General features: G+C 72.2%; 18 protein-coding genes. 8 read left to right on the top strand and 10 right to left on the bottom strand.

The window, feature by feature from the left end; genetic code table 11:
• Positions 1 to 47 precede the first annotated feature (47 nt).
• Complete coding sequence (locus ACQPZW_RS28075) at positions 48 to 524, bottom strand: nucleoside deaminase (RefSeq protein WP_433789021.1); 477 nt, start codon at positions 522 to 524, stop codon at positions 48 to 50.
• Between the two features lie 167 nt (positions 525 to 691).
• Here ACQPZW_RS28075 and ACQPZW_RS28070 point away from each other — a divergent pair, with 167 nt between their 5' ends.
• The 4 genes from ACQPZW_RS28070 to ACQPZW_RS28055 all read left to right on the top strand — a co-directional run bounded on the left by ACQPZW_RS28070 (position 692) and on the right by ACQPZW_RS28055 (position 8,498).
• The gene (locus ACQPZW_RS28070; RefSeq protein ID WP_433797641.1) at positions 692 to 1,669 is read left to right on the top strand and encodes a S1 family peptidase; all 978 of its coding nucleotides are present in this window, start codon (positions 692 to 694) and stop codon (positions 1,667 to 1,669) included.
• A 183-nt stretch (positions 1,670 to 1,852) separates the two neighbouring features.
• Positions 1,853 to 6,328 (top strand): glycoside hydrolase family 2 TIM barrel-domain containing protein, encoded by a 4,476-nt coding sequence (locus tag ACQPZW_RS28065; RefSeq protein ID WP_433789020.1) that lies wholly within the window; start codon positions 1,853 to 1,855, stop codon positions 6,326 to 6,328.
• 80 nt (positions 6,329 to 6,408) lie between these two features.
• A complete protein-coding gene (locus ACQPZW_RS28060) occupies positions 6,409 to 8,043 on the top strand; it encodes a PP2C family protein-serine/threonine phosphatase (protein WP_433797640.1) in 1,635 nt (544 codons plus the stop codon).
• Complete coding sequence (locus ACQPZW_RS28055; protein WP_433789019.1) at positions 8,040 to 8,498, top strand: response regulator; 459 nt, start codon at positions 8,040 to 8,042, stop codon at positions 8,496 to 8,498. The genes ACQPZW_RS28060 and ACQPZW_RS28055 overlap by 4 nt, the downstream gene beginning before the upstream one ends.
• Here the strand turns inward: ACQPZW_RS28055 and ACQPZW_RS28050 are convergent.
• From ACQPZW_RS28050 to ACQPZW_RS28035, 4 genes are all read right to left on the bottom strand, one after another.
• Positions 8,417 to 10,597 (bottom strand): ATP-binding protein, encoded by a 2,181-nt coding sequence (locus ACQPZW_RS28050; protein WP_433789018.1) that lies wholly within the window; start codon positions 10,595 to 10,597, stop codon positions 8,417 to 8,419. The two genes, ACQPZW_RS28055 and ACQPZW_RS28050, sit on opposite strands and share 82 nt — an antisense overlap.
• Positions 10,598 to 10,644: 47 nt before the next feature.
• Complete coding sequence (locus ACQPZW_RS28045; RefSeq protein ID WP_433789017.1) at positions 10,645 to 11,280, bottom strand: AbfB domain-containing protein; 636 nt, start codon at positions 11,278 to 11,280, stop codon at positions 10,645 to 10,647.
• Between the two features lie 86 nt (positions 11,281 to 11,366).
• Positions 11,367 to 12,050, bottom strand: a complete 684-nt coding sequence (locus ACQPZW_RS28040) for a hypothetical protein (RefSeq protein WP_433789016.1) — start codon at positions 12,048 to 12,050, stop codon at positions 11,367 to 11,369.
• Positions 12,051 to 12,104: 54 nt separating this feature from the next.
• On the bottom strand, positions 12,105 to 13,202 hold the full coding sequence (locus ACQPZW_RS28035; RefSeq protein WP_433789015.1) for a cation diffusion facilitator family transporter: 1,098 nt from the start codon (positions 13,200 to 13,202) through the stop codon (positions 12,105 to 12,107).
• A 197-nt stretch (positions 13,203 to 13,399) separates the two neighbouring features.
• Between ACQPZW_RS28035 and ACQPZW_RS28030 the strand changes: the two genes are divergently transcribed.
• Positions 13,400 to 13,846: a lamin tail domain-containing protein gene (locus ACQPZW_RS28030; protein ID WP_433789014.1), complete on the top strand. Its 447-nt coding sequence runs from the start codon at positions 13,400 to 13,402 to the stop codon at positions 13,844 to 13,846.
• Between the two features lie 49 nt (positions 13,847 to 13,895).
• Here the strand turns inward: ACQPZW_RS28030 and ACQPZW_RS28025 are convergent, their stop codons facing one another.
• Both ACQPZW_RS28025 and ACQPZW_RS28020 read right to left on the bottom strand, forming a co-directional pair.
• Positions 13,896 to 14,069, bottom strand: a complete 174-nt coding sequence (locus ACQPZW_RS28025; protein ID WP_433789013.1) for a CsbD family protein — start codon at positions 14,067 to 14,069, stop codon at positions 13,896 to 13,898.
• A 104-nt stretch (positions 14,070 to 14,173) separates the two neighbouring features.
• Positions 14,174 to 15,022 carry an NAD(P)-binding domain-containing protein gene (locus ACQPZW_RS28020; protein WP_433789012.1) on the bottom strand — a complete coding sequence of 283 codons (849 nt, stop codon included), beginning with the start codon at positions 15,020 to 15,022 and terminating at the stop codon, positions 14,174 to 14,176.
• Positions 15,023 to 15,056: 34 nt separating this feature from the next.
• Between ACQPZW_RS28020 and ACQPZW_RS28015 the strand changes: the two genes are divergently transcribed.
• Positions 15,057 to 15,899 (top strand): carbon-nitrogen hydrolase family protein, encoded by an 843-nt coding sequence (locus ACQPZW_RS28015; RefSeq protein ID WP_433789011.1) that lies wholly within the window; start codon positions 15,057 to 15,059, stop codon positions 15,897 to 15,899.
• 83 nt (positions 15,900 to 15,982) lie between these two features.
• On the opposite strand, the gene ACQPZW_RS28010 is transcribed toward ACQPZW_RS28015, so the two are convergent.
• Positions 15,983 to 17,023, bottom strand: coding sequence for a hypothetical protein (locus tag ACQPZW_RS28010; protein WP_433789010.1), 1,041 nt, complete (start codon positions 17,021 to 17,023; stop codon positions 15,983 to 15,985).
• A gap of 298 nt (positions 17,024 to 17,321) precedes the next feature.
• On the opposite strand from ACQPZW_RS28010, the gene ACQPZW_RS28005 reads away from it, so the two are divergent.
• Complete coding sequence (locus tag ACQPZW_RS28005) at positions 17,322 to 18,032, top strand: lysostaphin resistance A-like protein (RefSeq protein WP_433789009.1); 711 nt, start codon at positions 17,322 to 17,324, stop codon at positions 18,030 to 18,032.
• Positions 18,033 to 18,078: 46 nt separating this feature from the next.
• On the opposite strand, the gene ACQPZW_RS28000 is transcribed toward ACQPZW_RS28005, so the two are convergent.
• Together ACQPZW_RS28000 and ACQPZW_RS27995 are read right to left on the bottom strand one after the other, a co-directional pair.
• Positions 18,079 to 18,654: a helix-turn-helix domain-containing protein gene (locus tag ACQPZW_RS28000; RefSeq protein ID WP_433789008.1), complete on the bottom strand. Its 576-nt coding sequence runs from the start codon at positions 18,652 to 18,654 to the stop codon at positions 18,079 to 18,081.
• Complete coding sequence (locus ACQPZW_RS27995; RefSeq protein WP_433789007.1) at positions 18,655 to 19,305, bottom strand: cyclase family protein; 651 nt, start codon at positions 19,303 to 19,305, stop codon at positions 18,655 to 18,657.
• 119 nt (positions 19,306 to 19,424) lie between these two features.
• Between ACQPZW_RS27995 and ACQPZW_RS27990 the strand changes: the two genes are divergently transcribed.
• Positions 19,425 to 20,957: a purine-cytosine permease family protein gene (locus ACQPZW_RS27990; RefSeq protein WP_433789006.1), complete on the top strand. Its 1,533-nt coding sequence runs from the start codon at positions 19,425 to 19,427 to the stop codon at positions 20,955 to 20,957.
• Positions 20,958 to 20,963 lie beyond the last annotated feature (6 nt).

Here is a 20,963-nt window from a genome sequence, read left to right as displayed (position 1 = left end):
ACCCCGCCAACGGGGTGGCCGGCGGGCGGGGTGGGATCACGGGGCGGTCAGAGGAAACGGCCCCGGTGGAGGTCACGCAGCTCGGCCTCGAAGATGGGGGCGGGGCCGTCGACGCGGGCGCCGGGCACCACGGCCGCGATGGGCAGCGGCGCCACCGGGCCGGCCGGCACGTCCCACTCGGTGAGCCAGCCGACCAGTTGGCCGCTCGACGCCGCATACACGATCCGGCCCAGGCCGACCCAGCCGTGACTTGCCGCACACATCGGGCAGTGTTCACCGGACGTGTACACGGTGGCGGCGGCCCGCTCCTCGGGGGTCAGGTTGGCGGCCGCCCAGCGGGAGATGGCGAACTCCGGATGCCGGGTGGCGTCACCGTTGCGGACCCGGTTGCGATCCTCGAAAAGGACCTCACCACCGGCCGCGACCAGCACCGATCCGAACGGCTCGTCACCGTCGGCGACGGCTTCGCGGGCCAGGTCGACGCAGCGGCGCAGGTGTGTCAGATCGTCGTCGGTGATTCCCATGCGGACCAACCTATCCCGGTGGTGAACGTCCGGCCGGTACGCCACGTACCACTCTGCGTGATGCAACCTTTCGACCGTCCGGCTCGTCATGCCGGGGAGACGCTCGAGGAGGTTCATGCATGCGGGGGCTTGCGCGGCTCGTTTACGCTCCACAGCCGTTGAAGACGATGATGAGGTTTCTCGCCGGGACGGCCGCCGTGATCATGGGTGCGGCCGGTGTCACCACGCCCGCGTACGGCATCGCCAACGGTGAGGCGGTGCCGGACGGCCGCTACCCGTTCGCGGTCAAGATCTCCACGATCGGGATCCCCACGGCCGACGGCGGCAAGCGTGACAGCTCGTGCTCGGGCGGGCTCGTCTCGCCGCACTGGGTGATCACGGCGGCGCACTGCTTCCGCGATCTGGACGGCAACCGGGTGTCACACACCGTGGCGGAGCAGACGTTCGCCACGATCGGGCGGGCCGACCTGAGCGGCAAGGACGGGTTCATCGCCGACGTGGTCGAGGTCGTCCAGCACGGCGAGGCCGACGTCGCGCTCATCCGCCTCGACAAGGCGATCAACGGGATCAGCCCGCTCACCCTCGCGAGCAGAAAGCCGGCCGAGGGGCAGAAGGCGAGACTCGTGGGGTACGGCCTGACGAACCCCCGGGCCACGCAGACCCCCGACCGGCTGCGCACCGGCCGTTTCGAGGTCACGTCGGTCGACCGTACCGAGATGGGCCTGTCCGGGGTGGCGCCGCGCGCGACCACCAGCCCGTGCGAGCGCGACTCGGGCGGTCCGTACTTCACCGAGGGCTCCGGCGGGGTGGTGCTGATCGGCGTGGTCAGCCGCGGTCCGGAGTGCCCGCACACCGGGCCGGACATCGCCACCCGGGTCGACGCCATCGCCCCGTGGGTCCGGTCGGTGCTCAAGGACGATCTGGCGGCCGTGCCGGCACCGTCCTCGTCGAAGGGACGCAAGCCGTCCGGCGGCACCGCCGACTCTCCGGCCCAGGCCGCGCCGCAGACGCCCGCCTCGACCGTCGCCGGGTTCTCGCCGGTCGTCCTGGTGACCGTTCCGGCGCTCGCCGTCGGGTTCGTGATCTTCCTGATCGCCTCCGGCCGCCGCAACCGCCGCAGCCGCGGAAGTCACCGCCGCCGCTGACCGTCCGCCGCGGGCCGGGACCGGGGTTGTGGCCGTCATCGCCGCCGCCGGTCGGTCGCGCGACCGCATCGACCCTGTTCCATGTTCGGTAACTCTGTTGTAACGTCGCAATCGCTTCGTTCATGTTCAGTTGTGGTCGAACATGTTGCGGACCTGATCGCTATGGCGTCGGAAGGAGCCGAAATGTGGCGGGTCGTAGGTGCGATCGTGGTGACTCTTCTCGGATCTCTCACCGTCCCGGCCGGGGCCGCTCAGGCGGCGGCCGGCCCACAGAGCCCGGCGGACGTCTACCGGTACCTGGAGGATCCGCGGATGACCGGCGAGGGGCAGGAGGCCCCGCACGCCGATTTGCGGCCCTACGGCGACCTGGCGACGGCCGTGCGCGACGCCACTGAGCACAGCGCCCGCTCGCCCTATGTGACCAGCCTCAACGGCGGCTGGCGGATGCGGCTGTTCGACCGGCCGGAAGACGTGCCCACCGGGTTCGCCGCCGACGGCTTCGACGCCTCCGACTGGCCGAAGGTGTCGGTGCCGCACACCTGGCAGTCCGATTTCGCCGACCACCCGATGTTCCGCAACATCCCCGAGGAGATCTGGCCGGACAGCCCGCCCTTCGTGCCGAAGGACGTCAACCCGACCGGCGCCTACCTGCGCTCCTTCGACGTGCCGAAGAACTGGGCCGGCGGCCGGGAGCTCCTCCGCTTCGAGGGTGTGACCAGCGGTTACTTCGTCTGGGTCAACGGCGTCTACGCGGGGTACGACCAGGGCGGCTACACCCCGGCCGAGTTCGACGTGACCGCCCTGCTCAAGCCGGGCCGCAACACCGTGGCCGTGCAGGTGCACCGTTGGGGCGCGGGCGCCTACCTGGAGGACTTCGACCAGTGGCGCTACAGCGGCATCTTCCGGGACGTCACCCTGTACCGGACCGAGCAGGTACGCCTGCGTGACGCGTACATCACGACCGATTTTGATCCTGATTTTCGCGATGCGACCCTGACCGCACGGGTGGACCTGGCCGGCGCCGCGCACGAGGGCTGGACGGTGCGCGGCACCCTGCGCGACGCCGCCGGCCGGACCGTCGTCACGATGAGCCGCCCCGCAGACCGGGACCGGGTCACCCTGAGCGCGCCGGTGACGAGCCCGGCGCAGTGGTCGGCCGAGGATCCGAACCTCTACACGCTCGGGCTGGAGCTGCTGACACCCGGCGGACGGGCCGCGCACGTCACCGCGCAGACGGTCGGCTTCCGTGAGATCGAGATCCGCGACAAGCAGCTCCTGGTCAACGGGGAACGCATTCTGGTCAAGGGGGTCAACCGCGCCGAGACCGACCCGGACACCGGCCGGCACGTGACCCGCCAAGCGCAGCGCGAGGACGTCTTCCTGATGAAGCGCCTGCACGTCAACGCTGTCCGCACCTCCCACTACCCGTCCGACCCGTACTTCTACGACCTCGCGAACCGCTACGGACTGTGGATCGACGACGAGGTCGACATCGAGACCCACTCGCGGGAGAACTGCCCCAGCGTCTGCCTCGCGTCGAAGCCGGAATGGCAGGCCGCGTTCGCCGACCGCTTCGAGGCGATGGTGGCCCGCGACAAGAACCACCCGAGCGTGATCCTCTGGGACACCGGCAACGAGGCCGGCCTCGGCACCGCCCACCACTCGATGGCCGCGTGGGCGGACGCGAACGAGCCCACCCGTCCGCTCTACCACCAGTCCAACTCTCCCGACGGTGACGCCCCGTTCGCCGACGTCAGCGGCCCCCGCTATCCGACGCCCGCCTCGGTGGAGAGCAAGGCGAGGACCGGATCGAAACCGATCATCATGGGGGAGTACGCCCACGCGATGGGCAACAGCATGGGCAACTTCGACGAGTTCTGGGCCATCGCCCGCCGGGAACCGTCGATGCAGGGTGGATTCGTCTGGGACTGGGCCGAACAGGATCTGCGCCAGCCGCTGATCCTGACCCCCGACTCGTCGAAGAACCGCATCCAGGCGTTCCTCGTCGGCAAGCCCACCCTCGCCGAGGGTCACCGCGGCAAGGCGATCAGCCTGTCCAGCCTCGACGACTTCGTCGACGTCTTCCGGGACCGCCGTCTCGACCTCACCGAACGGGTCACCCTGGACGCCTGGGTCAAGCCGGGCCGATGGGCGGGCAGTTTCCCGATCGTCACGAAGGGCCAGGCGTACGCGCTGCAGATGCGCGACCAGGACACTCTCGAGTTCGGGGTGAACAACGTCTACGCCGCCGCCGACGTGCCCGCCGACTGGTACGACGGGTGGCACCGGGTGACCGGCGGGTACGACGGCACACGGCTACGGCTGGAGATCGACGGCGTCGCGGTCGCCACCACCGCCCGGACCGGGCCGATCGACCCCGGCCTCTACGAGGTCAACATCGGCCGCAACGCCGAGACCCAGCAGGACGACCTCAAGGTACGCACCGGGCGTGGCCTTATCGACGACGTGCGCGTCTACGGCAGCGGCCCGGATCCGGTGCTGGCGCTCGACTTCGACCGCTCCCAGCGGCGCGGCGACTTCCTCAGCCTGGGCCTGAGCCTGTCCGGCACCGACGGCATGGTGTCCTCCGACCGGATCCCGCAGCCGGAGACCGAAGAGGTGGCCTGGGCGCACTCACCGGTCCGGATCACCGCCGTCGACGTGGCCGCCGGCAGGGTGCGCGTGCTCAACGAGCAGCAGGCGGGCGTTCAGCGGCTGCGCCTGACCTGGTCGCTGACCGAGATCGACCGGCGGCTGCGCGGCGGCTCCCGGGACGTGACGCTGGCGCCGGGACAGAGTGTCGACCTCGCGCTCGGCGCGGCTCCGGCCAACCCCCACGACCGGGAGCGGTGGCTGAACGTGTCCGCCGCGACGGTCCGGGACCTGCCGTGGGCGAGACGCGGATGGGTCGTCGCCCGCGAGCAGTTCGCCGCCGGCGGCCGGGTCGTCCCCGGCATCCTGCCCGGCGTCGCCCGCCGTGCGCCGCAACTGAAGCAGGAGGCCGGGAAGATCACCGTCCGTGGCCAGGGGTGGCGCTACCGGTTCGAGGACGGGGCCCTCACCTCGCTGTCCGCCGACGGTCGCGAGTTGCTCAAGGCCGGGCCCGAGCTCGACGTCTACCGGCCGCCGACCAGCAATGAGACGTACGGCTGGGGCACCGCCGACCGCAACATCTGGCACGAGGTCGGCCTGGACCGACTGCGGACCACCGTCGAGGACGTCACCGCGACGGTCGACGGAGACCACGTGGTCGTCACCGTCCATAGCACCGCGGCGGCACCCGGCCTGGCGAGCGCCTTCGCCGTCGGCCAGACCCTGCGCTACCGCATCGACGGCGCCGGGACGATCACCCTCGACCATCGGGTGCGGGCACGTGGCAGCCGGGCGGGTGCTCTGCCCTACCTGCCCCGCGTCGGCGTGCAGGTCAAGGTTCCCGACTCGCTGGACGACTTCACCTGGTATGGGAACGGGCCGCACGAGACGTACAACGACCGGGTCAGCGCCGCCACCGTCGGGGTCTGGCGCAGCACGGTCGACGACGAGTACGTGCCCTACGCCCGGCCGCAGGCGCACGGGAACCACACCGGCACCCGCTGGGCTGCCCTCACCGACGGTCACCGCAGTGGTCTACTGGTCGGCAGCCCGACCGGCGCCGGCCTCGACGTCAGCGTCACCCGTCACGACGACCTCGACCGGGCCGAGTACGCCCACCAGCTGCCGTTCGTCCGCAACGACGGCTGGGTGACCCTGCATGCGGCCACCGGCGAGACCGGCATGGGGGAGACCCCGAACTCGGTCCTCGCCCCCTACCGGCTGTCACCGACGGCGGCCTACGACTACTCGCTGGTGCTGCGGCCCCTCGACGACGGCCGCCTGCCCTCACCGACGGCGGCCGCTCCCTGCCCGCCCGACGTCACCCTCACGGCGGACACCACCACCGCGACGGTACGGGTCGACGCCCGCTGTGCCGCACCCCTGCGGGACGTGACCGTCACCCTGGACGCGCCGGACGGCTGGCAGGTCACGCCGGCCTCGGTGCCGCTCGGCGAGGTGTCCACCGGCACCCCGGAGACGGCCGCCTTCCAGGTCACCGTCCCGCCCGGCACCGACTGGGGCCGGCACACCCTGACCGCGGCCGTGGCCTCGGCGACCGCCGACGGGTTCCGCAGCACGGTCACCGCCGCCACCACCGTCGGCACCCCGCTGCCGGCCGGATCGTCCTGGGTCGGCGACCTGCCGTTCGTGGAGTCACAGAACGGCTGGGGCCCGGTCGAACGCGACCGCAGCAACGCCGAGCAGCCCGCCGGCGACGGCCGCCCGCTCACCCTCGGCGGCGTCGTCTACGACAAGGGCCTGGGCGCCCACGCCGTGTCCAGGGTGGTGGTCGACCTGGCCGGGCGCGGCTGCACCACGTTCCGCGCCGACGTCGGGGTCGACGACGAGATGGGCGACTCCGGATCGGTCGCCTTCGAGGTGTGGGTCGACGGCACGCTGAAAGCCTCGTCCGGGCGGCTCACCGGATCGGCCGCCGCCCAGCTCATCGAAGCCGACGTGACCGGCGGAGCCCGCCTGGAACTGCGGGTCACCGACGCCGGCGACGGGGTCGGCGCCGACCACGGGGACTGGGCCGCCGCACGGCTGCTGTGCCGTCCGTCATGACCGCCTCCGTTTAGGCTGATCACGCTCCGGCGATATAGCCGGGGCGTGATCGGCTGAGACGGGGAGGGTGACGGGCGGTGATGGATGCCGATATCGGGTGGGCCGCCACCCTGCACCGGATGTGGACGTCCGTCGGCCGGATCAGCGCCCGTGACGAGCTCGCCCAGCTGATCCTGCCGCCGCTGCAGGCGCTGCCCGGAGTGGTCGCCGTCTGGGGGCTGCGGCAAGGCCCCGACGACGACGTCCTCGAATACCGGTGGACCGGGGTGCCGCTGGAGGGCGCGAACCGGGGCCTGGCCCGTGCGATCGCGTCCGGCCGTACCCCCGAGGGGTTGTCCGCCCTGGGATTCGCCGGGGTCCTGCGCGACCGGTTCGACCTCTCCGGGGAGGCCGGCGGCACGATCATCGTCGCCGTCGACGAGACCGCCGAGGTGCCGTTCGTCCAGGCCTGCCTCGGCCAGGTCATCGAGGTGACCCGAGAGGCGATCGGCCGGCTCGGTCAGCGCCGCGCCGAGCACGCCCAGCAGACGCGTGACGCCCTGCTGGCCGAGGCCTCGCTGCAGATGGACGCCGTCCTGGACACCACCCAGACGATGCAGCGGGTGCCACGGATGGCCGTCCCGGCGATCGCCGAAGGATGCCTCGTCTTCGTCATCGAGGACGGCCGGCCGGTGCTGCGCAGCTCGGTCCACGTCGACATGCGCAGACTCTCCGCGCTGCTCGGCGACCCGGCCGCCGTCGCCCATCTCGACCACCTGGTCGGCCGTGCCGTCCTCGGTGACACCGTCCCGGACGTCGACACCGCCCTGCTGTCCACCCGTGCCGTCGACCTGCAACCCCTGCACGCCCGGGGCGAGATCGTCGGTGTGCTGGTCTTCCTCTTCGACCGCGACGCCGGTTCCATCCCGCCGTCGGCGTTCCTGCGCGATCTCGCGTCCCGGGCCGCGCTCGCCATCGACAACGGCACCCGCTACGAGCGGCGGCGCCGGGACGTCGTCACCATGCAGCAGCACCTGCTCCCGACCCGGCTGCCGGAGGCCGACGGCCTCGAGTTCGCCGCCTCCTACCTGGTCGGCGACCGGGTCCTGGAGGTGGGCGGCGACTTCTACGACGTGGTCGACTGCGCCGACGGCACGGTGGCCGCCCTGATCGGCGACGTCTGCGGCCGCGGCGTCGACGCCGCCGCGCTGACCGGGATGGCCCGGCACACCCTCGCCGCGCTCCTCCAGGAGGGCGCCACCCCGCAGCGGGCCATGACCAGGCTCAACGCCCGCCTGCGACTGGACGGGTCATGGCGATTCGTCACCGCGGGCGTGGCCAGGCTGCAGCGCGCCGCCGGTGGCGTCTCCGTCGAGTGGGTGTCGGCCGGCCACCCCGCCCCGGTCGTGCTGCGCCACGCGAGCGGCCCGGAGCGCGGCACCGGCGGCGGCGCCATGCTCGGCGTGCTCCCCACGCCCAAGTTCGGCGAGTCCCGGCTGTTCCTGGCGCCGGGCGACTCCCTGATCATCTTCACCGACGGGTTGACCGAGAGCCGCGGCCCGGACGGCGTCATGTTCGAGGACCATCCCCTCGGCGAGACCCTCGACCGGCTCCGCGGCCACCCGCTGACCGACCTGGTCCACGAACTGAGCGCCGCCTCAGCCGCCTTCGGCGGGTCACGCACCGACGACATCGCGGTGCTGGCCATCCGCGCCGGGAAGGAGCACCTCCGATGAGTGACCTGATCTTCGTGGTCGAGGACAGCGACGAGGACGTCGAGGCGATCCAACGGGCCATCGGCCGCTCGCACCCGGGCCTGCGGCGCGAGTTCTTCCGCTCCGGTGCCGACGTGCTGGCCGGTCTGACCGAACCGGGCCGGGAGCGACCATGGCTGATGCTGCTGGACCTGAACATGCCGGGGGAGAGCGGCCTCGACGTGATCCGCTCGGTCCGTGCCCACCCCGAGCTCGCCGAACTGCGCCTGGTCGTCTTCACCTCTTCGGAGGACCAGGCCGAGGCCGACGCCTGCCACGCCGCCGGAGCCGACAGCTACGTCTACAAGCCGCTTAACTTCGCCCTCTTCCAGAGCGTCCTGAGCCAGACCCTCGACTACTGGAGGTCGCGACCGGGATCGGGGAACGTGGCGCGGATGGTGGTGCCGCCGCCGGGGGACTCCTCGGCCCAGACCTGACCGCCGTGCCGTTCCACGATGCGGCGCACGATCGCCAGGCCGGCGCCGGAGCCCTCGTAACCGGCGGTCGCCGGATGCAGGCGCCGGAACAGCTGGAACGCCTGCTCGCGCAGGTGCGGTGGCATGCCGATGCCGTTGTCGCGCACCACCAGCTCCGCACCGCCGGTCACCGACACCAGCGGCGAGCCGTCCGTGCGGGCGTACTTCGCCGCGTTCACCAACAGGTTGACCAGCACCTGGTCCAGCAGCACCGGGTCGGCGAAGAGCGTCGTCCCGGGATCGGGCATGGCCACCGACACGCCGGTCTCACGTAGCCGCGGCCCGGCGACCTCCAGCGCCCGGACCACCGCCTCCCGCAGGTCCAGCGGCTGCCGGTCCAGCTCGGTACGCCCCAGCCGCGAGTAGTGGAGGATCGCGTTGAGCAGCTCGTCCATCCGCGCGGCCAGCCGCTGGATCGACGCCAGCCGCCGGGCCGTCACCTCGTCGACCGTGTCGGCGGCGTCCTCGACGATGAACGTGGCCGTGTTCGCGATCCCGCGCAACGGCTCCTTCAGATCGTGGGCGGCCGCGTGCGCGAACGAGTCCAGGTCCACGTTGCTGCGGGTCAGCTCCACGTTCAGCGCCGACACCCGGCGGGCGTGCGCCACCGCCACCCCGACCACGGCCCGGCCCAGCTCGACCGCCATCGCCAGGTCGTTGGCCGACCACGGCAGGCTCCGTCCGCGCACCGAGGCCAGGAACACCGCCGTCGACCCGCGCGGGGTCAGGCGGCGGCCGTACGGGCCCAACTGCACCGGCTCGTCGGGGTCGGCCGCCCAGCGCCGCGACACCGTACGCTCCGCGCGCAGCCACACGATCACATCGCCGCCGGGTCCCGACGGCAGCACCAGCGCCCCGGCCACCGTGGGCGACAGGTGGGCCAGCGCGGGCAGGTCCTCGCCGAGCCGGTCGCTGTGCCACAGCACCCCGGACCGTGGCTCCGGCAACGCCTCGAGCAGCGCGTCCACCACTGCGGGCCCCGGGTCGGCGCCGTGCACCGCGACCCGGCCGTCGGCGCGGATCAGCAGCGCGTCGGAGGCGATCACCCCGGCCATGCCGTCCGGATCCAGCGGCCATGCCCCGGCCGGGCCCGCCGACGCGTTCTCCAGGAGCCGGGCGATCAGCGCACGTGAGCGGTCCCGCGCCGCCGACCCGTCGCGTTCCCGCAGGGCCGCCAGGTGCAGCGACAGCGCCACCCCGAAGAACTCGCACGCGGCCCGCACCTGCGGGCCCAGCGTGGTGACGTCCCGCCCGTGACAGGCGATCAGCCCCCACAGCCGGCCACCGGACAGCAGCGACACCGACATCGACGACCGGACGCCGATGTTGCGCAGGTACTCCAGGTGGAACGGCGACACCGTGCGCAGCACCGACATCGACAGGTCCAGTGGTGCGGACAGGCCGGCCGTCGCGTCGTCGACGTCGGCGATCACCCGGATCCAGTTGCGCTCGTAGAGACGGCGGGCCTGCGGCGGGATGTCGGTCGCCGGGAACCACAGGCCCAGCCACGGCTCCCAGTCGTCGGCCACGTCCTCGGCGATCACCTCGCCGGGGCCGTCGAGGGCCTCGAACCGGTAGGCGACCACCCGGTCGTACCCCGTGATGGCCCTGACCTCACGCACCGCGGCCCGGCACGCCTCGACGACCGTGCCCGCCGCCTGCAGCCGCGTCAGCGCCTTGCGGATCGGGGTGTAGATCGCCGGGAAGTCACGGGCCGCGCCGGCCGGCTCGAACTCCAGCACCAGCAGCCCGTCGCTGCGGTGCACGGTCACGTCGAAGCGCTCCGCGCCGGCCTCGGCGGTCGTGGTCACCGGCATCATCGCGGTCTGCCCGGTGTCCGCGTCGGCCAGGTCCTCCAGCGCGGCCAGTTGCGCGGCGTCCAGCAGGCGGGTCGCCGGGGCGCCGGACAGGCCGTCGACACCGAGCATCCGCTCGGCGTTCGCACTGGTCACGGCAATCGTCCCGGCCTGGATCGCGACCAGGGCGCCGTACGACTGGACGCCGCCCAGCAGGTGGATCGGCTCCCGCACGCACGCCGCCAGGTCGAAGCCGCCGCCCACTTCACGCTCGGCGGCGGCGACCCGGTCCGGCAGCCAGCCCGGGGTGCTCAGGACGGCACCTGCACCATGAAGGACGTCCCCGACTCCTTGTCGATGTAGAGCGAGCCGTCGTCACGCCGGTGCAACAGGTGGTCCGGGTAGTTCTTGGACCGCAGCCGTACCGTGCCGGGGTCGGTGCCGGCCTCCCGGCAGAACGTGGCGTCGGCCCGGAACAGATCCGAGTCGTCGGAGGTGTCGAACCGCATCCGGTAGTCGAAATGCCGCAGGTAGCGGCCGTCCTCCAGCCGGAAGGAGAAGCACGTGCCGTCGGCCAGGCCGGCGCTCACGGTCAGCGTGGCGGGGTCGGCCGGCGACATCTTCGCGTACTCCCCGTTCGCGGTGAGGTAGGTGTCCTCGTCGCCGAGCGGTGACAGCAGCCACGAACCGGCCGCGAGCTGCGGTGTCACCGGGGACGGGCCGGGCTCGGGAGTCGTGGTGACCGGGTCGGGGGCGGACGTCGTCGCGGCGGCGGCGGGACTCTCGCCGGTGCCGCCGGTGCTGGTCCAGGCCGCGTAGCCGAGCACGAGGACGGCGACCACACCCGCGCCGACGCCGATGGTCAGCGCCCGGGAGAGGCGGTCCGGGCCGCTGGTGCGCCCGTAGACGGTGCCGGACGGGTTCGGGCCGGGGCCGTGGTCGGTCATCGATGTCTCCTTTCACTCACCGGAGCCGGGGCTCCCGCCGCCGAAGGCTACCGGCCGAAGATCACGGGGTGTCGGACGCCCGCTTCCTACCGGTCGGCACCGGCCTGCGCCACGGTGCTCTCCGCGGCGGCCAGCAGCGCCCGCCAGGCCGCGAACGGGAACTTGCTGCCCGGCCGGCGGACGCTGTGGAGGTCGCGGCCGGTCGCGGCGGAGTCGGCCTGGTCGACGGCCCAGTCCCCGTTCTCGTCGCGCTGCCAGACGATGCCGTCGCGCCGTCCGTCGGCCTTGCTCAGCCAGCGGTCCGCGGTCGGCCACCAGGCGGCGCCCGGCGCGGGCGGACCGAACGCGGCGTCCATCACCGGCCCGATCGCCTCGACGTCGTCGTGGGCGTCCAGGACCACGAAGCGGCCGGTCAGGGCGAGCACCGCGCCGGGGTGGGCGAGCGTCGGATCGAGGACGGCCGCGGCGCGGGCGATCAGATCGAGCTCGGCCCAGCGCAACGAGTCCGGATGCCAGTGGGCCTGATCGTCCCACCCGATCTCCAGCAGCTCGCTCTCGCCGGGGACGCGCAGACCCAGGTCGACCATGTCGAAACAGCCGTCGATGTCGAGGACCAGCGCATATCCGCCGCCGACCTCGAACTCCACGATGATCGGCCCGGGCTCGTCGTCCTCGCCGGAGTCGTCGGCATCGTCGTCGGCCTCGAAGAAGTAGGCGCCCCAGAAGGCGGGGTCGTCGAGACGCGACTGCAGATCAGAGGGGAGCGGCATGCGAGGCAGAGTAGCTCCCACGGCCCGCCCCGCACGCCCGCTATCCGCCCGTCGTCACCCCGGGGGACGGCTCGCGACGGCATGATCGCGGCCGTGCCCGCCGTGCCCGTGCCCGTGCCCGCCGTGCCCGTGTCCGCCGTGGTCGTGCCCGCGGCGGCGGTCGTGGGACAGGCCCGGGTGGTGGGCGTCGCCGGGATGGCTGTCCGGGTCGACGTGCACGGTCGCCGAGGTCAGGCGCGGCACGTGGTGGGTGAGCTGGTGCTCGGCGTCGGCGGCGATCTCGTGCGCGGCCAGCAGCGTGAGCCGGGCGTCGACGACGATGCCGGCCTCGGCGTGCAGGCTGTGGCCGATCCAGCGCAGCCGCAGACCGGACACGTCGCGCACCCCGTCGATCTCGCGAAGGTGCCGCTCGGCGTGGTCGACGACGGTGGGGTCGACCCGGTCCATCAGGCGGTGACAGACCTGCCGGGCCGCCTCCCTGAGCACGAACAGGATCGCCACGGTGATGGCGATGCCGACCACCGGGTCGGCCCAGCCCCAGCCCAGCCATGCCCCGCCGGCGGCCGCCACCACGGCCAGGGACGTGAACCCGTCGGTCCGCGCGTGCAGCCCGTCGGCGACCAGCGCCGCCGAGCCGATGCGCCGGCCCACCGCGATCCGGTAGCGGGCGACGATCTCGTTGCCGGCGAACCCGGCCACCCCGGCCGCCGCCACCCATGGCAGATGACTCAGGTCGCGCGGATGCAGCAGCCGGTCGACGGCGAACCACGCCGAGGCGACGGCGGAGCCGGCGATCACCGCGACGATCAGGACACCGGCCAGGTCCTCGGCGCGACCGAAGCCATAGGTGTACGCCCGGGTCGCGGCCCGCCGGCCGAGCCAGAACGCGATGCCCAGCGGCACGGCGGTGAGAGCGTCGGCCACGTTGTGCACGGTGTCGCCGAGCAGTGCCACGGAACCGGACATCGCCACGATGACGGCCTGCGCGGCGGCGGTGGCACCGAGCCCGGCCAGCGAGATCCACAGCGCCCGCAGACCCTCCCGGGAGGCTTCCAGCGCGCTGTCGACCTTGTCGGCGGTGTCGTGCGAGTGCGGTCGCAGCAGATGCCGCAGACCGTGCCGGTGCGGGTGGTGGTGCTCGTGCTCGGCCACCCGCCCACCCTACGCCCACCCCTAGCGGTGCGACAACCGTGTAACTGCCAATGACCTGCAAGAACACATGCCTGGGATTATCCGTGCCGCCGGCTCCGGTGGTCACTCGAACGGCTGACATGCGCGTGTTCTGACGTGGAAATCCAGGTCTAAAAGGAAGAATGCGGCTTTCCGCTCAGAACCCGACAGGAGATCGCATGTTTCGCACACTGCCCGGGGTCGTCACCGTCGCCCTCGGGTCCGTACTGTCCGTGGCCGCGCCCGTCCAGGCCGCCCCGGCTCTGCGGTTCCAGAGTGTCCAGTACGACTCGCCGGGCAGGGACGACCGCTCCGGTGGCAGCCTCAACGCCGAGTGGATCGCCCTGGTCAACACCGGCCCGGCCGCCGTCCGGCTGAACGGCTGGCGGATCGGCGACGGGATCCGCACCTACACGTTCCAGGACGTCACGATCGCCGGGAAGGGTGGCGTGATCTACCTGCACACCGGCCGCGGCACCGACACGGCCACACACCGGTACTGGAACTCCGGCAACTACGTGTGGAACAACACCGGGGACACGGCGACGCTGCGCAACCGGGCCGGCGGCGTGCACGACACCTGCCTGTGGGGGCGCCAGTCCGGCCGTACCAGCGTGATCTGCTGAAAAGCGAAGGCCCGGACCGCCTCGGCGGTCCGGGCCCACGGTGACCGGATCAGGACTTGAAGACGTCCTTGATCTTCTCGCCGGCCTGCTTGAGGTTCGACGCCTTCTGGTCGGCCTTGCCCTCGGCCTCCAGGCTCTGGTCGTCGGTCGCCTTGCCGACGCCCTCCTTGACCTTGCCGCCGATCTCCTCGGCCTTGTTGTCGACCTTGTCATCGAAAGCCATCGGACACCTCCACGTCACGGATGTACGCAGGAGTCCATACCCGGGGATCGGCGGCTCAATCGTCGGTCACCCACGAGACGCGAACGGGCCACCGCCGGGGCCGCTCACGCACCCAGGTCCTCGGCCACCCGGTGGGCGGTGATCTCTCGGGAGACCGTCTCCGGGTCGCCCCCGGCCAGCCGCCGGCCGGCGACGTCGGACCAGACCTCGGCGAACGCCTCGAACAACGCCGGCGTCAGGCCCACCGACGCCTGGGACAGGGCGATCTCGCGCATCTCCGCGACGTAACGGTGCGCCTTGGTCGCGGCGAGCGCCATCTCGTACGGCGTGCCGAGCTCCTCGCCGAGATCGGCCAGCACCGGCTCCAGCACGTCGTGTGCCGCCGCGGCCCGGACCGCCTGGGTCAGCAGGCCCATCAGCCCCTTGTAGACCGACGCGGTGGACATCTTCACCGCGCTCGCGGCGCCGACCCGGTCACCGACCACGACCGGCCTGGCATGCGTCCACCTCAGCGCCGCCACCTCGGCGGCCCGGGGACCGGAGAGATAGAGCCGCGCGCCCGGCCGCACCGTGGGCGGCGGGCCGGATATCGAGCCGTCCACGAAGTCGAAGCCCGCCGCGGTGACCAGATCCGCGGCCGCGGCGGCGGTCTGCGGCGCGACCGCGTTCATGTCCACCACGATGCGGCCGGCGGTCTGCGGCCCGGCCAGCGCGGCGATCTCCCGGGCCGCGTCCAGTGCGGCCCCGGGCGGCGTGACGACCAGGATCACGTCCGCCCGCGCCGCCACGTCGGCGGGGCGGGGCAGCAGGCGCAGACCGGCGTCCGCCGCCAGACGCGCCGTCCGGTCCGAACGGCCCGCCAGCGACGTGACCACGTCGTGGCCGCCCTCCCGCAGCGCCCAGCCCAACCCGGAGCCCATGTGGCCGGCGCCGACCAACCCGATGACCGTCATGGAGGCCAACCTAGGGCACATGGTTCGGTGAGGCATGACCGACACGATCCGCATCGCCGTGGCACAGACCGTCGCCGGCACCGACCCGGCCGCGAACGGCGCGGCGATCCGCGATGCCATGCGACGCGCCGCCGATCAGGGCGCCCGGCTCGTCCACTTCGCCGAGGGCGCCCTCTCCGGTTACGCCGGGGCGGCGAAGGCGCACTACACCGGGTGGGAGATCGACTGGGCGCCGGTGACCGGGGAGCTGCGCCGGACCGCCGGGCTCGCCGCGGAGCTCGGGCTGTGGGTGGTGGCCGGCGGCAATCACCGGCTGACCGGCGACAACCGGCCGCACAACTCGCTGTGGGTGATCGACGACCGCGGCCGGCCGGTCGACCGCTACGACAAGCGGTTCCTGTCGTACTCAGAGGTCACCGGCTTCTACACCCCGGGCGACCACGTGTGCACGTTCGAGGTGGACGGGTTCCGCTTCGGCTGCCTGATCTGCATCGAGGTCAACTTCCCCGAGCTGTGGACGGAGCAGCGGGCGCTCGGTGTGGACTGTGTGCTGTTCTCCACCTACTCCGAGGACCCGATCTTCGAGACCATCGCCCGCGCGCACGCCGCGATGCACGGCTACTGGGTCAGCATCGCCCTGCCGGCCCAGTGCGCGCCCGTCACCCCGTCGGCGGTGATCGGCCCGCACGGGCACCCGCTGCGCCGCGCCCGCGCCGACGGGCCGGACGTGATCTGTGTGGACCTCGACCGTACCGATCCGGCGCTGGACATGGCCCTCGACAAGGCGCGCGCGTGGCGGGCCACCGCCCGCGCCGGAGAGATCTACGCCGCCCGCCGCGTCACCGACCCGCGCAGCGCCGACCGCACCGCCCTGTGACTGACAGACACCGCACAGGCATCGCAAAACCGCCTGTGACGGCCGGGGCCTGTGTGCGGGGGCCGACGTCCACCCGCCACGGGTCAGTCGCGGGAGATGTCCAGCGACCCGATGCCGGCCTCGGCGTCGATGTCGAGACCGGGCTCGTCGTCCAGATCGCCCCGGCCGACCGACGCGCCGGCGCTCACGCCGCCCTTCTCGTCGCCGTAGAGGGTGACCTCGCCCGCGCCGCTGCTCAGCGCCACCCGAACCGGGACCTTCCCGGCCGTGCGGATCCGCCACGTCTGCACACCACCGGCCATCAGGATCGGCAGCGTGCCGTCGAGGCGGCCCAGCTCGATGTCGATGGTCCGTGCGCCGGCGATCAGGTCGATGTCGCTGACCGTGCCGCCGGACATGTCGAACGAGGCGGTACGCACCCCGGCGCCCATCCGCAGCCGCCACACGATGTCCTCGCTGAGCAGCACGTCGATCCTGCCGCTGCCGTTCTTGCGCCCGTCGGGTTCGGCGCTCACCGACAGGGTGCCGTTCTCGAAGTCGGCGTCCACGTCGAGGCCGGAGTCCTTCGGCGTGGTCACCCGGAAGGCCTCGCCGCCCAGGTCGGCGGTACGCACGTCGAGCTCGGTGACCCCGGTGGTCAGCACGAACCGCGCGGTCGTCGGCAGCTTCTCCACCGGTGGCGGCGGTGGTGACGGTGCCACCGGAGTGGGGGACGAGGTGGGCTCCACACTCGCCGGGGCGGTGGCGGCCGGGGTAGTGGCGGCCGGAGCGGTGGCGGCCGGAGCGGTCGCCGGCGCCGCGATCTCCTCGGTGGACACGTCTTCCCCGGGCCGGGTCAGCAGCAGGGTGCCGGTGATGACCAGCCCGGCGAGCAGCCCGGCGGCGATGACCGGCCGTTGCCGCCGGCCGCTTGGCCGCGGCTCGGGCGGCTCGCCGGCGCGCGGGCGCCGGTCGTGGTCCGGCCAGTATTCGGAGATGTCCGGCAGCGTCACCGGCAGCGGCCGTGGCGTCGGCCCCGGCTCGGCCACCGGCGCCGGCTCCTGCCCGGCCACCGGCTCGGCGTGCCCCGACACGTACCCGGCGATGCGCAGTCCCGGGCGCTGCCCATCGTTCCGCTCGACCACACCCGTCTCCCCACCGACGTGATTCCCCGTGCAAGGTACGGACACGTAGCGTCGACGGTTCAAACGGCGATCAGTCAATGACCCTGAGTGCTCACCTTCGTGGGTGGCGCAGCCGGTCGAGGGCCCGTTTCACCCGGAGGTGGCGCACCGTGATCAAGCGACCCGGCGACCCCATCGTCTCCGACCTGCCCGAACTCCGCCGCGCCATCCGCCGGATCCGTTCCGTGACGAGTTGAACGTCACACGACGTGACGATTGCCCGGATCATGCCCCGATCGCCGGGTAGCGTCTTGTCCTCGTGAGCCGCCCCCGACTCCTCCTGGTTCTCGGCGCCGTGGTCGCCGTGCTCGTCACGGTCAACGTCGCCAACAAGTACGGCCCGCCCGGCACCGGCCTGGTCGCCGGGCCGGTGGTCGCGCTGGGGCTGGTGCTGTTCGCCCGCCGGGCCGGTCTGACCTGGCACGATCTGGGACTGTCACGACACACCCTGCTGCCCGGCCTGAGATACGCCGTGGGCGCGGTCGCCGCCGTGGCGGTGGTCTACGCCGTCGGCGCCGCCATCCCGCTCACCCGGCCCGCCTTCCAGGACGTCCGTTACCACCTGCACCTGAGCGCCGCGCTGCTCACCGCCTTCGTGATCGTCCCGCTCGGCACCGTCCTGCTGGAGGAGGTGGCCTTCCGTGGCGTCCTGATGGGCCTGATCAACCGTCACCGCGGCGCCGTCTGGGCCAGCATCACCTCGTCGGTCCTGTTCGGCCTCTGGCACATCCTGCCGTCGCTGCGCCTCAACCGGGCAAACGAGGCGGTCGGCTCGGTCTTCGGCACCGGCCTGATCGGTCAGGTCCTGGCGGTGGCCGGCGCGGTGGGCTTCACCGCCCTGGCCGGCCTGCTGCTGTGCGAGCTGCGCCGCCGGAGCGGCAGTCTGTTGGCCGCCGCCGCCCTCCACTGGGCCACCAACGGCCTGGGCCTGCTGATCACCGCCGCGCTGGCCACCGTCCGTCTCTCCTAGCCACGGTCGCGCCGGTCGCGGACCGCGAGCCGTCCGGCGACGGCGCTCAGGGGGCGGGGGCTAGCACCCAGACGACCTCGGTGGTCTCGCTGGTGGCGTTGGACCACGTGTGCGGCTCCCGGCCGGGGAAGGTGAAGGCGTCGCCGGTGGTCAGCTGGACCGTCTCGTCGGACAGGCGCAGCTCCAGGCCGCCCCGGACCACGTAGACGAACTCGACTTCGCAGTCGAGGGTGTACAGCTCGTCGCCGCCGCTGCCGCCGGGCTCGACCGTCGAGTGGATGACCTGCAACTGGCTCTGGGTGCCGGGGGTGAGCAGCAGTTCCCGTACGCCGTTGCCGCCGAAGTTGATCGGACGCCCCTCGCCCGCCCGGACCAGGGACGTCGCCGGGGGCTCGAACAGCTCGCCGACGCGGATGCCGAGGACCTCGCAGATCGACACCAGTGACGCGACCGACGGGGACACCTCGTCGCGCTCCAGGCGGCTGATGAACCCCTTGTTGAGGGTGGTGGCGTCGGCGACCTGCTGCAGGGTGAGCCCGCGCGCCTGCCGGGCGGCGCGCAACCGTCCGCCGATCGCGGCGCCGGATCCCGGCTGGGCCACCCGCCGAACCTGGCCCGCCATTCAGTCCTCCAGCTCCCAGGCGACCGCCCGCACGGGCGCCCCGTCAGCATTCTCCAAGGCGATCGGGAGGCAGGACACCAGGGGGTCGGGGAAGTCGATCAGCTCCAGGTTGCGGAAGTTCTCGCCGATCACCCCGCCGGCCCGGGCGATCATGTGGTGGACCGGGTAGCCGATCCCGGAGGGGGTCTCGTCGATGTTGAGGGCGTCGATGCAGAAGGTGCGAACGCCTAGGTCGAGCATGCTGCGGCAGGCGTCCGCGTCGAGGTACGGGTGATCGAAGTACCCGCCGGTGCCGTAGAACCGCGACCACCCGGTGCAGATCAGCGCGATCACGCCCGGGCCGAGGCCGACCGGGTCGATGAGGTCCCACGTGATCGGTGTGCGCGGAGCCAGGCCGCGGACGTCGAGGACCACGCCCGGCCCGGTGAACAGGCCCAGGTCGAGCTCGTGCAGGCGGAGCCCGTCGTCGCGGAAGTGGTACGGGGCGTCGACGTGGGTGCCGGTCTGGGAGCCCATGTCGAGGTGCAGCAGGTTGAAGCCGTCCTTCTCGACGGTGGCATGCACGTTCAGCCGGGGTTCAGGGTCGCCGGGGTAAACCTGTGTCCCCGGGCCGACCGGCACGGACAGATCGACGATGCGGCGGACGCGCATGTTTTTCCCTTCGTTAACACCACGGCAAACGAGTAGCCCCACATGCAACAGCCGTTGCGTGGGGTGAAACTTACGCCTACTCTCCCCGCAACAACGTCCCTCGGCGAAGGACATGCGCCATGACAGACATACAGCGACCCAGGATCACCGAGGTCGAGCAGCACGGCATCGACACCATCCCGGCCGCCCACCGGCACTCGCGACCCCTCGACCTGTTCCGCATCCAGTTCGGCGGGGCGAACACGTTCGCCACCGTCATCCTGGGCACCTTTCCCGTACTCCTCGGTCTCTCGCTCTGGCAGGCGGTCGCCGCGACCGTCCTCGGCGTCCTGGTCGGCTCGCTCTTCCTCGCCCCGATGGGCCTGTTCGGGCCGCTCACCGGGACGAACAACGCGGTCGCCTCGGGCGCGCACTTCGGAGTCCGGGGCCGGGTCGTCGGCTCGTTCCTGTCGCTGCTCACCGCGATCGCGTTCTACTCCATCTCGGTCTGGGTCAGCGGCGACGCGGTGGTCGGCGCTCTGGTCCGGCTGGCCGGCGTGCAAGACTCCGACCTGCTGCGCGGCGTCGTCTACGCGATCCTCGGCGCGATCGTCATCGTCGTGGTGATCTACGGCTACGCGTTCATGCTCCTGGTCAACAAGATCGTCGTCTTCGGCAACACGGCGCTGATCCTGCTCGGCATCCTGGCCTACAGCGGCACCCTCGACCTGGGCTACAACCCCGGCCCGGAGGCGTACGCTCTGGGCTCGTTCTGGCCGACGTTCGTGCTCTCCGCCCTGATCGTGATGGGCAACCCGATCTCGTTCGGCGCGTTCCTCGGCGACTGGTCCCGCTACATCCCGGCCGGCACCGCACCGTCCCGCCTGCTCGCCGCCACCTTCGGCGCGCAGCTCGCCACGCTGGTGCCGTTCCTGTTCGGCGTCTTCACCGCGACCCTGGTGGCCGGCGAGGCCGACTACATCGTCGCTCTGATCAACATCTCACCGGCGTGGTATGCGTTGCTGCTGATCGTGGTCGCGTTCCTCGGCGGCCTGTCCACCGGCATCACCTCGCTCTACGGCACCGGCCTCGACTTCTCGTCGGTGTTCCCGCGGCTCAACCGGGTCCAGGCGTCGCTGGTCATCGGCAGCCTCGCGTTCGTCTTCATCCTCGTCGGCCGGCTCGCGTTCGACCTGCTGGCCAGCGTGAACGCGTTCGTCGGTGCGATCGTCATCTGCACCACCCCCTGGATGATCATCATGACGATCGGGTATGTCGTCCGGCGCGGCCACTACCGCGAGGCCGACCTGCAGGTGTTCAACCAGGGCCGGACGGGCGGCGCCTACTGGTTCGCCGACGGCGTCAACTGGCGCGGCATGGCCGCCTGGATCCCGGCCGCGATCCTCGGCCTGCTGTTCGCCAACTACCCACCCCTGATCGAGGGCCCGTTCCGCAACGTCGCCGGGGGCATCGACATCAGCCTGCCTGTCTCGATCGGGACCGCCGCCGTCGCCTACCTCGCCCTGATCCACCTGTTCCCCGAGCCCCGCTACGTGTTCGGTCCCGACGGGCCGCGCGGCGTCCCGGCTGCCGACGGCGAGATGCCCGCGATCGTCGACGACCACGCCGCCACCGGGCACCGCGTCAAGGCGCGCACCGGCGCCACCGAGTAAGGAAAG

It is taken from the genome of Actinoplanes sp. CA-252034, assembly GCF_050956125.1.
GTDB lineage: Bacteria > Actinomycetota > Actinomycetes > Mycobacteriales > Micromonosporaceae > Actinoplanes.
This window is presented reverse-complemented; position numbering and strand designations above follow the sequence as displayed.